This window comes from Cryobacterium tepidiphilum (assembly GCF_003716325.1).
Taxonomy (GTDB): domain Bacteria; phylum Actinomycetota; class Actinomycetes; order Actinomycetales; family Microbacteriaceae; genus Cryobacterium; species Cryobacterium tepidiphilum.
In genome coordinates this window covers 1-13,260 of the sequence record NZ_RDSR01000007.1, presented here as the reverse complement: position 1 = coordinate 13,260, position 13,260 = coordinate 1, and the positions used below count along the sequence as shown (strand labels likewise).

The window sequence follows — 13,260 nt, the reverse complement described above, 5'->3', positions numbered from 1 at the left end:
CGCGAGTGGGCAGTTTCTGCGGGAATGCGGCGCGCTCATAACCGCAACGAGTGCTCACTCGCGGCTGGGGAGGGCGCCGCTCACTACGATGGTGAGGTGCTGCTGACCCTCCGCCATCACGCCCGCTGGGCGGGGCCGGTCGCCGTCACGCTGCTCGCCGCGGTGCTGAGGCTCTGGAACCTCGGTTCCCCGCACCACCTGGTCTTCGACGAGACCTATTACGTCAAGGACGCCTGGTCGCTGTGGGGCAACGGATACGAGTCCGCCTGGCCCGAGAACGCCAACCCGTTGTTCGAGGCGGGACAGACCGCCATCTTCGGCACCGATCCGTCGTTCGTGGTGCACCCGCCCCTCGGCAAGTGGCTGATCGCCCTCGGCATGGCGGCCCTCGGCGCCGACAGCAGCTGGGGCTGGCGGATCTCGACCGCGGTCATCGGCATTCTCGCGGTGGTGCTGCTCATGCTGATCGCCAGGAAGCTGTTCGGATCGGTCGCCCTCGCCACACTCGCCGGGTTCCTGCTGGCCATCGACGGCAACGCGATCGTCATGTCGCGCGTGGCGCTCCTCGACAACTCGGTAATGTTCTTCGGGCTCCTCGGTTTCGGGGCCGTGCTCCTCGACCGGCAGTGGCACGCGACCCGGCTGGCTGTGCGGCTGGCCGAGCAGCGTGCCGCCGGGAAGCAACCGGGCTGGGGACCGGCACTCTGGTGGCGCCCCTGGCTCCTCGGCGCGGGCCTCGCCTTCGGGCTGTGCAGCTCGGTGAAGTGGTCGGGGTTCTACTTTCTTGCGGCGTTCGGCGTGTACGTCGTCGTGGTCGACGCCCTGGCCCGGCGTCGGGAGGGACTGCCGTTCTGGCTGAGCGCGGCGCTGCTCAAGCAGGCGCCCGCGACCTTCCTCACCATGGTGCCGATCGCCGCCGCCACCCTGATCGTCTCATGGACGGGCTGGTTCATCACGAGCAACGGCTTCTACCGCCACTGGGCCGACCAGCCCGGCACGGCGTGGACCGGAGCGCTGGCCTGGGTTCCGCACACCGTGCAGAGCTTCTGGCACTACCAGGTGGCCATCTACCAGTACCACGTGGGGCTGTCGACGCCGCATCCGTACCAGGCCAACCCGCTCACCTGGCTGTTCATGATCCGCCCGACCAGCATGTACTACGTCGGCACCACCGCCGGCCAGGGTGGATGCACGTTCGACAGCTGCTCCGAGGCCATCACCGGGCTCGGCAACCCGCTCATCTGGTGGGCGGCCGACATCGCCCTGTTCTACCTCGTCTACCGGCTGGTGCGCTACCGCGAGTGGCGCGTGGGGCTCATCCTGATGGGGATCGTCGCCGCGTACCTGCCGTGGCTGATGTACCTGCACCGCACGGTGTTCGAGTTCTATTCCATCGCGTTCGAGCCGTACCTCATCCTGGCCCTGACACTCGCGCTCGCCCGGGTGATGGGCACCCCCACGGATGCCCGGTGGCCGGTCGGCATCCGCCTGGTCTTCGTCTTCGTCGTCATGGCCACGCTCATCACCGCCTTCTTCTACCCGCTGTGGACCGGCCTGCAAACGCCGTTCTGGTACTGGCAGCTGCACATCTGGCTGCCGAGCTGGCGCTGAGATACATGCCCTGACCGGCATATGACCGGCTGTGAAAGTGGTGGGAGGCCCTGCCGTTCCGTCAGGTTTCGCCCGTAAGATGACCACATCTGCACGACGAGTAATCGCTCACTTCACGGCTGGGAAGTCACCGCAAGACCGGAGGCCCCATGTCGGATGTCATTTCCGCAGCCCCCACTGTTCGCATTGTGAAAACCCGCCGGGGCGGTGACGGCAAGAACCCCACCACCGAGTACTCGGCCCTCCTGCACACCGTGCGGAACCTCGGGCTGCTCCGCCGCCGCACCGGCTTCTACTGGACGCTGTTCGGGATCCTGGTTCTCGCCACCGCCGGCGCCGTCACCGGGTTCGCCCTGCTGGGCGACAGCTGGTATCAGCTGCTCATCGCCGGCGCTCTCGGCATCCTCTTCACCCAGTTCGCCTTCCTCGCCCACGAGGCCTCGCACCGGCAGGTGTTCGAGTCCGGCCCCGCCAACGACCGCGCCGGCCGCGTGCTCGCGAACCTCGTCGTCGGCATCAGCTACTCCTGGTGGATGACCAAGCACAGCCGGCACCACGCCAACCCCAACGTCGTCGGCAAGGACCCCGACATCGACCCCGACGTCATCCGTTTCAATGAAGCGGATGCCGCCGAGGTCGGCTGGTTCACGTCGTTCATCACCCGTCGACAGGGCTACCTGTTCTTCCCGCTCCTCACGCTGGAGGGCCTGAACCTGCACATGCACGGCTTCCGCACCGTGTTCGGCAAGGGCAAGGTCGACAAGCGCTGGCTCGAGATCAGCATGCTCACCACGCGCGTCGTGCTCTACGTCGCGGCCATCTTCTACTTCCTCCCGGTGGGCATGGCGTTCGCGTTCATCGGCGTTCAGCTGGCCGTCTTCGGTGTGTACATGGGTGCGTCGTTCGCGCCCAACCACAAGGGGATGCCGCAGCTGCCGCACGAGAGCAAGGTCGACTTCCTGCGCCGCCAGGTGCTGACGTCGCGCAACATCCGCGGCGGAGGCGTCATGGACACGTTCATGGGCGGCCTCAACTACCAGGTCGAGCACCACCTGTTCCCGAACATGCCGCGGCCGGCGCTCCGGAAGGCGCAGGAGCTGACCCGCGAGTACTGCGAGCAGCACAACATCCTCTACACCGAGACGTCGCTGATGGAGTCGTACCGCATCGTGGTCGCATACCTGAACAAGGTGGGCCTCGCCGCGCGCGACCCCTTCGACTGCCCCATGACGGCCCGGTTCCGGGTGCACTGAGCCTCGTTGCTTCCGCGGGTGCGGGCAATCGGCCGCCTCGCCCAGCCGAGGGCGGCAGTTCGCCCGCACTCGCGGACGAAGAGTGGTGACTCACTCCGCGGAACCTGGCCCGAGTCACAGTTCGCGGGGCTCTAGGCTGGAACGCATGTGGTTGCCGGGGGTGCTCGTCGCGGGGGCGGCGGCGCTCGTCGCCTGGGGGATCCAAGCACTGGTCCCGGCGATCCCGCTCCTCACCGCGGCCGTGGTGCTCGGCATCATCGTCGCCCAGCTCCCCGCCGCCCGGCGGCCCCTCACCGGCGTGCTCGCGCCCGGCCTCTCCGTCGCCTCGAAGCGCTTCATGCGCATCGGCGTCGTGCTGCTCGGCCTGAAACTCAGCCTTATCGACATCGCCGGCCTCGGCTGGGTGACGATCGCGACGACCGTCGCCATCGTCGCCATCACCTTCGCCGGAACCTACGCGCTCGGGCGCTGGTTCGCGCTGCCGGGCCACCAGCCGCTCCTCATCGCAACGGGCTTCTCCATCTGCGGCGCCTCGGCCATCGGGGCCATGAGCGGCGTCGTCAAGGCGAAGGACGAGGAGACCGCCACCCCCGTGGCGCTCGTCACCCTCTGCGGAACGCTCGCCATCGGCGTGCTGCCGGCGCTCTGGCATCCGCTGGGCCTCGACACGCTGCAGTTCGGGCATTGGGTGGGCGCGGGCGTGCACGACGTGGGGCAGGTCGTCGCGACGGCGCAGATCGCCGGGTCGGCCGCCCTCGCCGTGGCGATCGTCGTCAAGCTCACCCGGGTGCTCATGCTCGCCCCCGTGGTGGCGATCGCTTCCGTCGTCGAGCACCGGCGCACGCTGGCCGTCAGCCTCACCGGCGCGACGGATGCCGGCCGCAAGCGCCTGCCTATCGTGCCGCTGTTCGTGGCCGGGTTCATCGTGGCGGTGCTCGTGCGCACCCTGGTGCCGCTCTCCGAGCCGGTGCTGCAGGCAGCGGATGTCGTGCAGACCGCCCTGCTGGCGATGGCCCTGTTCGGGCTGGGCTCGGCCGTGCGCCTCGCCACCCTGGTGCGCACCGGGTGGCGAGCCCTGGTCGTGGGCCTGCTCTCCTGGGCGCTGATCGCGATGCTCGCGCTCGGCGCCGTGCAGCTCTCCTAGCCGCCGCCCACCAGTCACCCCCGCGCGCGGGCCTACCGCCCCGGGTACGGCCCGGCCCAGTGCACAACTCCTTCAATGTGCCCGGCACGTCCGCCGTCTCCCCCGGAAACACACGGAAGTGCCACCCGACGCGGGCGAAATTGAAGGAGTTATGCACACGAGGGCGGGCAGGGGCTGCGGGACGGAGCGGACGGCGGCTGCGGGAAGGGCTAGTGGCGGACGAGCCAGCCGCCGGCGGGCGGGTTGGGCGTGCTGCGCAGGGCGAACCGCGCCGGGGCGGGGCCGGCATCCGTCGCCAGGTCGGCGAGGATCCGCCCCACCGACGGCACGAACTTGAAGCCGTGCCCGCTGAACCCGGCGCCGACGGCGACCGGGCCCACGCGGTCGAGCACGAAGTCCTCGTCCTCGGTGCTGGTGTACGTGCAGCTCACGGGCTCGACGGCGTCGGGGTCGGCGCCGGGCAGCCAGTCGCGCACGTAGCGCTGCAGCGCCGCAAGCTGCGCCGGCTCCGGCGTGAAGCTGCGCGCGTCGGGGTCGGTGACCGGGCCGGACCCGTGCCAGCCGGCCTTCACGCCCTCACCGGGCGTGTACATGCCGTAGACCGGCGCGTACCAGTAGCCGTACGCCGAGTCGGCGGGGTCGAAGGCGTGGTTGAAGCCGGGCCAGTCCGTGGCGGCGCGGGCGGCGGCCTCGGCGCTGCCGTCGCGGAGCGCGAAGTGCGCCGGCTGCTCCTGGGTGACCACGAGCCGGGGCAGCGTGACGAGCCCGTGCAGCAGCTTCGCGGTCCAGGCGCCCACGGTCACCACCACCCGGCGCGCGTGGATGGCGCCGCCCTCGGTCGCCACCCGCACGTGGTCGTCGCCGAGCACGTCGAGTCGGAGAGCGGCGATGCCGTGGCGGATGTCCGCACCCGCGGCTGCCGCGGCGGTCTGCAGGGCCGTCACCGAGGCATCCGCGTTCAGCCGACCGGCGTCGGGCGTGTGCAACACGCGCCCGTCGAAGCGGATGCCGGGCCAGCGTTCGCCCGCCGCCTCCGCACCGAGGAACGCGGCCTGGAGCCCGGCGCCGGTGAGCGCCGCGGCGACGGCGTCGAAGTCGGGGTTCGGACCGTGGTTGACGATACCGACCTGGTCGAGCAGGCGCGTCCGGGACTCCGCCTCGAGCTCCCGCCAGAGCGGCAGCGACTCCGCCAGCATCGCGACATACGTGGGGTCGGAGTACGCGGTGTTGAAGTTGCGGGAGGCCCCGTGCGACGCACCCTGCACATGCCCGGCCCCGAACCGTTCCAGCAGCACGACCTCCCGGCCGCGCCGGGCGAGCTGCCACGCCGTCGCCGAGCCCATCGCCCCGCCCCCGATGACGAGCGTGTCGACCGTCTCCGTGTGCTGCCCCATACGCTCCATCCTGCCGCACCCGCACCCGCGGGCCGCGCTCACCCCGCCGCGCTCACGCCCGCCGGCCCTGTGAGGGGACAGCTTTACCCAGTTCGCGGCGTCTAAGACTAGGAAAAGCTGTCCCCTCACGGAAAGGTGGGGCGCGCGAGTCGACGTTGCGCCGTGTTACGCCGGTGTACGCCCCGCCCGCCCGGCGCCGCTAGCGTTGCCGCATGGCAGATCGGGAATACGGCTTCACCACGCGCGCGATCCATGCGGGGAACATCCCGGACCCCGTCAGCGGCGCCCGGGCGCTGCCGATCTACCAGACCAGCGGGTTCGTCTTCGACGACACAGCGGATGCCGCCGCCCGCTTCGCCCTGCAGAAATACGGCAACGTCTACTCCCGCCTGGCCAACCCCACCGTCGCAGCGTTCGAAGAGCGCATCGCGAGCCTCGAGGGCGGCCTGGGCGCCGTCGCGACCGCCAGCGGACTCGCGGCGCAGTACATCACCTTCGCGAGCCTCGCCGGCGCGGGCGACCACATCGTGGCGTCGGCGAACCTCTACGGCGGCTCGATCACGCAGCTCGACGTAACACTGCGCCGCTTCGGCGTGGAGACCACGTTCGTGCAGAGCGCCGAGCCGGCCGACTACGCGGCCGCCGTCACCGACAAGACCAAGTTCATCTTCGCCGAGAGCGTCGCCAACCCCTCCGGGGAAGTGGCCGACATCGAGGGCCTCGCCGACGTCGCCCACGCGGCCGGCGTTCCGCTCATCATCGACGCGACCCTCGCCACGCCGTACCTCAGCCGCCCGTTCGAGTGGGGCGCCGACATCGTCATCCACTCCGCCACCAAGTTCCTCGGCGGCCACGGCACCACCCTCGGCGGCGTCGTCGTCGAGAGCGGCCGGTTCGACTGGGACACCGACCGCTTCCCGCTGTTCACCGAGCCGGTGCCCAGCTACGGCGGCCTGCAGTGGTCGGGCAACTTCGGCGAGTACGCGTTCCTCACGCGGCTCCGCGCCGAGCAGCTGCGCGACATGGGCCCCGCGCTCGCGCCGCACTCCGCCTTCCTCCTCGCCCAGGGCGTCGAGACCCTGCCGTACCGCATGCAGGCGCACATCGACAACGCCCGCGTGGTCGCCGAGTGGCTGGACGCGGACCCGCGCGTCCAGTTCGTCAACTGGGCCGGGCTGCCCAGCCACCCCCACTTCGAACGCGCCGGGAAGTACCTGCCCAAGGGTCCCGGCTCCGTGTTCAGCTTCGGCGTGAGGGGCGGCCGGGATGCCGGACGCACCTTCATCGAGTCCGTCGACCTCGCCAGCCACCTGGCCAACATCGGCGACGCGAAGACCCTCGTCATCCACCCCGCCTCCACCACGCACGCGCAGCTGAGCGAGCAGCAGCTCGCCGACGCTGGCGTGCTGCCCGGGCTGGTGCGCCTGAGCGTCGGCATCGAAGACGTCGACGACATCATCTACGACCTCGACCAGGCGCTCGCGCAGGCGGTGCCCACGACTGCGGAGCTGATTTCCCGATGACCGTCACCGACTCCGCGACGGATGCCGCCGCATCCGCTGACACCGCCGGCACGGCCAGCGTCCAGCTGGCCAACGGCCTGAACTGCAGCATCCCGGCGTCGTCGCCGCTCGCCCGGCTGCTGAAGTCGCAACGCACCTGGACCGGCCCCGACGCCAAGGAGCGGCTGAAACTCCTGCGCGGCGCGAAGTCCATCGCCATCGTCGGCGCCTCCCCGAACCCGGCCCGCTCGAGCTACTTCGTCGGCACCTACCTGCAACAGTCCACCGACTTCCGCGTGTACTTCGTGAACCCCAACGCCGACACGATCCTGGGCGAGAAGGCCTACCCCGACCTCGCGTCGCTGCCCGAGGTGCCCGACATCGTCGACGTCTTCCGCAAGCCGGCCGACATCCCGGCCGTGATCGACGAGGTCGTCGCCGTCGGCGCGCCGACGATCTGGGTGCAGCTCGGCATCTGGAACCAGGACGCCGCCGAATACGGCGAGTCGAAGGGACTCACCGTGGTCATGGACCGCTGCATCAAGATCGAGCACGCCCGCTTCCACGGCGGCCTGCACCTGCTCGGCTTCGACACCGGGCAGATCACGGCGCGGAAGACCATCCGCTAGCCAGATCGGGCAGGAAAACCGCCCGTAGCGCAACAAAGCTGCGTGAGCGCACCCGTAGCATGTCAGGGTGACAGCGTACGTCTCGGCCCTCGACCTCTTCTCGATCGGGATCGGTCCGTCCAGTTCCCACACGGTCGGCCCGATGCGGGCGGCCCGCGCCTTCGCCGAGCACCTCGCCGCGGCCGGCCTGCTCGACCATGTCAGCCGGGTGACCTGCTCGCTCTACGGCTCCCTCGGCTCAACGGGCCTCGGCCACGGCACCCCGGATGCGGTGCTGGCCGGCCTCGCCGGGCATGAGCCGGAAACGTGCGACCCCGCCGACGTGCGCTCCGCGTGGTCGGGCCTGACGGAGGGCGCCACGCTCCTCCTCGCGGGCCGGCATCCCATCCCGGTGGCCCCGGGCGACGTGAGCTTCGAACCCCGCACGCGCCTCCCCGGTCACCCGAACGCACTCACCCTCACCGCGTGGGGGGCAACGGATGCGCTGCCGCTTTTCGAGGAGACCTGGTACTCGGTGGGCGGCGGCTTCATCCGCCGCGACGGGGACCCGGTGGGCGAGGCCGCTCCCCCGGTCCCGATCCCGTTCCCCTACGCCTCGAGCCGGGAGCTGCTCGCCGCGTGCGACAGCGCGGGCGCCGGGATCAGCGACATCGCCCGCGCCAACGAGGAGGCCATCCACGGGCCCGACGCGCTGGACGCGGGCCTCGACGCGATCTGGGCCGCCATGCACGCGTGCGTCACGTCCGGTCTCGCCGGCGGCGGGGTGCTCCCCGGCGGGCTGCACGTGAAGCGCCGCGCCGCCGGCATCCGCCAGCAACTGGAGGAGTACGACGGCCTCGCGCAGCGCGAACGCGACACCTCCACCGAATGGCTGCACGCGTTCGCCCTCGCCGTCAACGAGGAGAACGCGGCGGGCGGCCGTGTGGTGACCGCGCCGACGAACGGCGCCGCCGGGATCATTCCCGCCGTGGGGCACTATTACCTGCGCTTCGCCCAGGGGGCCGACGCCGACGGCATCCGTCGGTACCTGCTCACGGCGGCCGCGATCGGGGCGCTCGTGAAGGCGAAGGCGTCGATCTCGGGCGCCGAGGGCGGATGCCAGGCCGAGGTGGGCACGGCCTGCGCGATGGCGGCCGGCGGGCTCTGCGCCGTGCTCGGCGGCACGCCCCGGCAGGTGGAGAACGCCGCCGAGATCGCGATGGAGCACCACCTCGGACTCACCTGCGACCCCGTGGGCGGGCTCGTGCAGGTGCCCTGCATCGAACGGAACGCGATCGCGTCGTCGACTGCCGTGTCGGCGGCCCGGCTGGCGCTGCACGGCGACGGCACGCACCTGGTCTCGCTCGACCAGGTGATCGAGACGATGCGGCAGACCGGCGTCGACATGATGACGAAGTACAAGGAGACCAGCGAGGGGGGCCTCGCCGTCAACGTCGTCGAGTGCTGACGGGCCGCGCACCCCGCCGAGTTTGACAGTTGCGGTCGAGACAGACAGGCGCACCTGGCGGTCTCGACCGGAACTGTCTATGTCGGCGGTGGGAACTCGGGCGCGGCGAACAAACGCGGCCGCTACAGGCGGTTGACGGCGGTGACGCGCGCGACGGCCTCCCCGGCCTCGTCGGAGGCGGCCAGGTCGACCTCGGCACTGATGCCCCAGTCGTGGTCGCCGGCCGGGTCGTCGAAGATCTGCCGCGCCGTCCACACCCCGTCGGTCCCGGCCCCGGCCGGCCCCTCGTCGAGGATGAGCAGCGCCGAGCTGCGGGCATCCGGCCCGGTCAGCAGCTCGTCGTGTTCGGCGTAGTAGCCGTCCATCGCCTCCGCCCACACGTTCTCGGTGAAGCCGCTCGCCCCGTCGAGGGCGCCGAGTTCGTCGTAGTGCTCGAGCGCCGCGAGCTGCACCCGGCGGAACAGCTCGTTGCGCACCAACACCCGGAATGCCCGCACGTTGGTCGTCAGCCGCGGCGGCGCGGGCGGCAGCACGGCGGTGGCCTCCGCCTCGTGGGCGGCGAGGTCCGGATGGGCGAGCTCCTCCCACTCGTCGAGCAGGCTGGAGTCCACCTGCCGCACCAGCGCGCCGAGCCACTCGATCAGGTCGAGCAGGTCCTCGCTCTTCGCGTCGTCGGGGATCGTCTGCCGGGCCGCCCGGTACGCGTCGGAGAGGTAGCGCAGCACCACGCCCTCGCTCCGGGCAAGCTTGTAGAACGCGATATATTCCCCGAAAGACATGGCCCGCTCATACATGTCGCGCACGACCGCCTTCGGCCGCAACTCGAAGTCCCCGATCCACGGCTGGCCCTGCTTGTAGCTCTCGAACGCGTACTCGAGCAGCTCCTGCAGCGGCTTCGGATAGGTCACGTCGTCCAGCAGCGCCATGCGCTCCTCGTACTCGACGCCGTCGCTCTTCATCGCCGCGACCGCCTCGCCGCGCGCCGTGAACTCCTGCGCGCGCAGCACCGGCCGCGGGTCGTCGAGCGTCGCCTCCACGATCGAGACCATGTCGAGCGCGTAGGTGGGCGCCTCCGCGTCGAGCAGCTCGAACGCGGCGAGCGCGAACGGCGACAACGGCTGATTGAGCGCGAAGTTCGGCTGCAGGTCGACGGTCAAGCGGATGTCCCCTCCCGCGCCCTGCTGCACCACACCCGACGCCCGCAGCGTCTTGTAGATCCCGAGCGCACGCCGCGCGAGCGCCAGTTGCCGCTTCCACGGCTCGTGGTTGTCGAACACGAGCGCGCGCACGTTGCCGAAGACGTCGCCGCCGCGGGCGATGACGTTGATGAGCATGGCGCTCGTCATCTGCATGCTCGAGGTGAGGGTCTCGGGTTCGGCCTCGATCAGGCGCTGGAACGACGGCTCACCCCATGACACGAATCCGTCGGGTGCCTTCTTGCGGATGATCTTGCGCTTCCTCTTCGGGTCGTCGCCCGCCTTCTGGATGGCCTTGAGGTTCTCGGTCTCGTGCTCGGGCGCCTGCGCGACGACGGTGCCCGCCGTGTCGTAACCGGCCCGCCCGGCCCGTCCGGCGATCTGGTGGAACTCGCGGGCGTTCAGCTGCCGCATCTTGGTTCCGTCGAACTTGGTGAGCGCCGTGAGCAGCACCGTGCGGATGGGCACGTTGATGCCGACACCGAGCGTGTCCGTGCCCGCGATCACCCGGAGCAGGCCGCGCTGCGCGAGCTGCTCGACGAGGCGCCGATACTTCGGCAGCATGCCGGCGTGGTGCACGCCGATGCCCATGCGGATCAGCCGGGCGAGCGACTTGCCGAAGCTCGTCGTGAACCGGAACTCGCCGATCAGCTCGGCGATCGCATCCCGTTGCTCGCGCGTGGCGACCTTGGCGCTGGCCAGCGCCTGCGCCCGCTCGACGGCCGCGAGCTGGGAGAAGTGCACGACGTACACGGGCGCCTGGCCGGTCTCCAGCAGCTCCTCGATCGTGTCGTGGATCGGGCTGGTCTCGTAGTAGTAGTGCAGCGGCACCGGCCGTTCCACACCCGTGACGACGGCGGTCTCCCGGCCGGTGCGCCGGCTGAGGTCGTCGGCGAGTGCGGTGACGTCGCCGAGCGTGGCCGACATGAGGATGAACTGCACGTGCGGCAGCCCGAGCAGCGGCACCTGCCACGCCCAGCCCCGGTCGGGGTCGGAGTAGAAGTGGAACTCGTCCATGACGACCTGGTGCACGGGCGTGTCGGGGCCGTTCCTCAGCACCAGGTTCGCGAGGATCTCGGCCGTGCAGCAGATGATCGGCGCGTCGGAGTTCACGGAGGAGTCGCCGGTCATCATTCCGACGTTCTCAGCTCCGAACGTCTCGACGAGGGAGAAGAACTTCTCGCTCACCAGCGCCTTGATCGGCGCCGTGTAGAAGCTGCGTCGGCCGGCCGAAAGGGCGGCGAAGTGTGCGCCGACGGCGACGAGCGACTTCCCGGTGCCCGTGGGGGTGCTGAGGATCAGGTTCGCGCCCGACACAACCTCGATGAGCGCCTCCTCCTGCGCCGGGTACAGGCTCAGCTGCTGCCGAGCCGCCCACAGTTCGAACGCCTCGAACAGCACGTCGGGGTCGGTGACGTGCGGGAGCGCTTCAAGAAATGGCATGGTCCTTCGATCCTGCCCTATCCCCTGACAGCCGGACGACCCGGGCGTACTGTCGAAGAGTCGTGAACGAGCAACGGATGCCGCAGCCGGCACCCGCGTCAGGCGAGAGGACGCAGATGGGAACCGAGCAATACCACGAGCCCCCCGAGGAGTTGTCGGAGGAGACCCGCACCTTCGCGCGCATGTGTGCGAACCTCACCGAGGAGGCGGAGGCCATCGGCTGGTACGAGCAGCGCATCTCCCTGGAGAAGGACGAGGTCTCCAAGGCCATCATGATCGACTCGCTCGGCGAGGAGTTCAAGCACTTCAGCATGGAGCTCGAGTACCTGATGCGTCACCGGCCGGTGTGGCGCCAGACGGCGCGCGGCATCCTGTTCCAGGACGGCGACATCGTCGAGAACGGTGAGCGCTCCGAGGCGGCGGCCGGCTCCGGCGGCCAGGGCGCCTCTGCGGCAGGCGGCTCCGCGACCACCGCCGGCCTCGGCATCGGCAGCCTGAAAGGAAAGGGACTCTGATGGACCACCTGCTTCGCGCCCACGCCCCGATCTCCGACGCCGGCTGGGCCCTGCTCGATTCCGAGGCCCGGGAACGCCTCGTCGTCGCGCTCGGCGCCCGCAAGCTCGTCGACTTCGCCGGCCCGCTCGGCTGGGCCCACTCCGCCACGAACCTCGGGCACACCGAGCCGGTCGTCTCGACGCCCGCCGACGCGGTGACCGCGAGGCGCCGCCAGGTGCTGCCGCTCATCGAGCTGCGCGCCGACTTCAGTGTCTCCCGCAGGGAACTCCTCGACCACGACCGCGGCGCGGTCGACACGAACCTCGACGCGCTCGATGACGCCGCCATGGCGATGGCTCGCGCCGAGAACATCGCGGTGTTCCACGGCTGGCCGGCGGCCGGCATCACCGGCATCGCCGAGGCATCCGTTCACCAGACCGTGCCACGGGTCGAGGACTTCAACGACTATCCCCGTCGCGTCGCCAAGGCCGTCGAGGTGCTGCTCGGCAGCGGCGTGAGCGGCCCCTACGGCCTCGCGGTGGGACCGGCGGACTACACGGCCATCATCGAGACGGCTGAGCACGGCGGGTATCCGCTGTTCGACCACCTGCGGCAGATTCTCGGCGGCCCGATCGTGTGGGCCCCTGGCGTGCGCGGCGGCGTCGTGCTGAGCCTGCGCGGCGGCGACTTCCTCTTCGAGTCGGGCGAAGACCTCGCCCTCGGCTACGACTTCCACGACAGCGAAGATGTGCATCTCTACCTGGAGCAGTCGTTCAGCTTCCGGGTCGCAACACCCGAGGCCGCCATCGCCCTCGCCGCCGAGTAGCCGGGCGCAGCGGGAGGCCGCGACTGTAGCGATGGGCGCATCAGTGAAGACGTGAACGGCCACCGGTGCGGCGGAGAAGAACAGTCGCCGGTAGCCGGTCACTGCATTGCCGGTCACTGCCTTGCCGGTCACTGCCTTGCCGGTCACTGCCTTGCCGGTCGCTGCATTGCCGGTGACCGTGGTGCCGGTCACCGTCTGGTCGGTGGTCTGAGTCGGCCGCCGCGGCGTGGTGTTTGGTGGATGTCGACGGTGACCGGGGGGATGAACCAGGGGACGTTGTCGATGACCTGGATCTTCCAGCCGTGGCGGTGGAGCAGGTG

The 13,260-nt window shown here is 70.3% G+C and carries 10 protein-coding genes; 8 read left to right on the top strand and 2 right to left on the bottom strand.

The window, feature by feature from the left end; translation table 11 throughout:
- Positions 1-96 precede the first annotated feature (96 nt).
- The 3 genes from EEJ31_RS05775 (at position 97) to EEJ31_RS05765 (ending at position 4,008) form a co-directional block, all read left to right on the top strand.
- Positions 97-1,611, top strand: a complete 1,515-nt coding sequence (locus tag EEJ31_RS05775) for a dolichyl-phosphate-mannose--protein mannosyltransferase (RefSeq protein ID WP_233563752.1) — start codon at positions 97-99, stop codon at positions 1,609-1,611.
- A gap of 149 nt (positions 1,612-1,760) precedes the next feature.
- A complete protein-coding gene (locus tag EEJ31_RS05770) occupies positions 1,761-2,864 on the top strand; it encodes a fatty acid desaturase family protein (RefSeq protein WP_123045352.1) in 1,104 nt (367 codons plus the stop codon).
- A 145-nt stretch (positions 2,865-3,009) separates the two neighbouring features.
- A complete protein-coding gene (locus tag EEJ31_RS05765) occupies positions 3,010-4,008 on the top strand; it encodes a YeiH family protein (protein WP_123045351.1) in 999 nt (332 codons plus the stop codon).
- 209 nt (positions 4,009-4,217) lie between these two features.
- Here the strand turns inward: EEJ31_RS05765 and EEJ31_RS05760 are convergent, their stop codons facing one another.
- Positions 4,218-5,402 (bottom strand): FAD-dependent oxidoreductase, encoded by a 1,185-nt coding sequence (locus EEJ31_RS05760; RefSeq protein ID WP_123045350.1) that lies wholly within the window; start codon positions 5,400-5,402, stop codon positions 4,218-4,220.
- Positions 5,403-5,614: 212 nt separating this feature from the next.
- Between EEJ31_RS05760 and EEJ31_RS05755 the strand changes: the two genes are divergently transcribed.
- The 3 genes from EEJ31_RS05755 to EEJ31_RS05745 all read left to right on the top strand — a co-directional run bounded on the left by EEJ31_RS05755 (position 5,615) and on the right by EEJ31_RS05745 (position 8,980).
- Positions 5,615-6,925, top strand: coding sequence for an O-acetylhomoserine aminocarboxypropyltransferase/cysteine synthase family protein (locus tag EEJ31_RS05755; RefSeq protein WP_123045349.1), 1,311 nt, complete (start codon positions 5,615-5,617; stop codon positions 6,923-6,925).
- Positions 6,922-7,533 (top strand): CoA-binding protein, encoded by a 612-nt coding sequence (locus EEJ31_RS05750; RefSeq protein ID WP_123045348.1) that lies wholly within the window; start codon positions 6,922-6,924, stop codon positions 7,531-7,533. The genes EEJ31_RS05755 and EEJ31_RS05750 overlap by 4 nt, the downstream gene beginning before the upstream one ends.
- Positions 7,534-7,600: 67 nt before the next feature.
- On the top strand, positions 7,601-8,980 hold the full coding sequence (locus EEJ31_RS05745) for an L-serine ammonia-lyase (protein WP_123045347.1): 1,380 nt from the start codon (positions 7,601-7,603) through the stop codon (positions 8,978-8,980).
- Positions 8,981-9,102: 122 nt separating this feature from the next.
- Here EEJ31_RS05745 and EEJ31_RS05740 read toward each other — a convergent pair whose 3' ends face one another.
- Positions 9,103-11,619 (bottom strand): DEAD/DEAH box helicase, encoded by a 2,517-nt coding sequence (locus EEJ31_RS05740; protein WP_123045346.1) that lies wholly within the window; start codon positions 11,617-11,619, stop codon positions 9,103-9,105.
- 116 nt (positions 11,620-11,735) lie between these two features.
- On the opposite strand from EEJ31_RS05740, the gene EEJ31_RS05735 reads away from it, so the two are divergent.
- Together EEJ31_RS05735 and EEJ31_RS05730 are read left to right on the top strand one after the other, a co-directional pair.
- Positions 11,736-12,134: a ferritin family protein gene (locus EEJ31_RS05735; protein ID WP_233563751.1), complete on the top strand. Its 399-nt coding sequence runs from the start codon at positions 11,736-11,738 to the stop codon at positions 12,132-12,134.
- Positions 12,134-12,940: a family 1 encapsulin nanocompartment shell protein gene (locus EEJ31_RS05730; RefSeq protein ID WP_123045345.1), complete on the top strand. Its 807-nt coding sequence runs from the start codon at positions 12,134-12,136 to the stop codon at positions 12,938-12,940. Before EEJ31_RS05735 ends, EEJ31_RS05730 begins: the two co-directional genes overlap by 1 nt.
- Positions 12,941-13,260 lie beyond the last annotated feature (320 nt).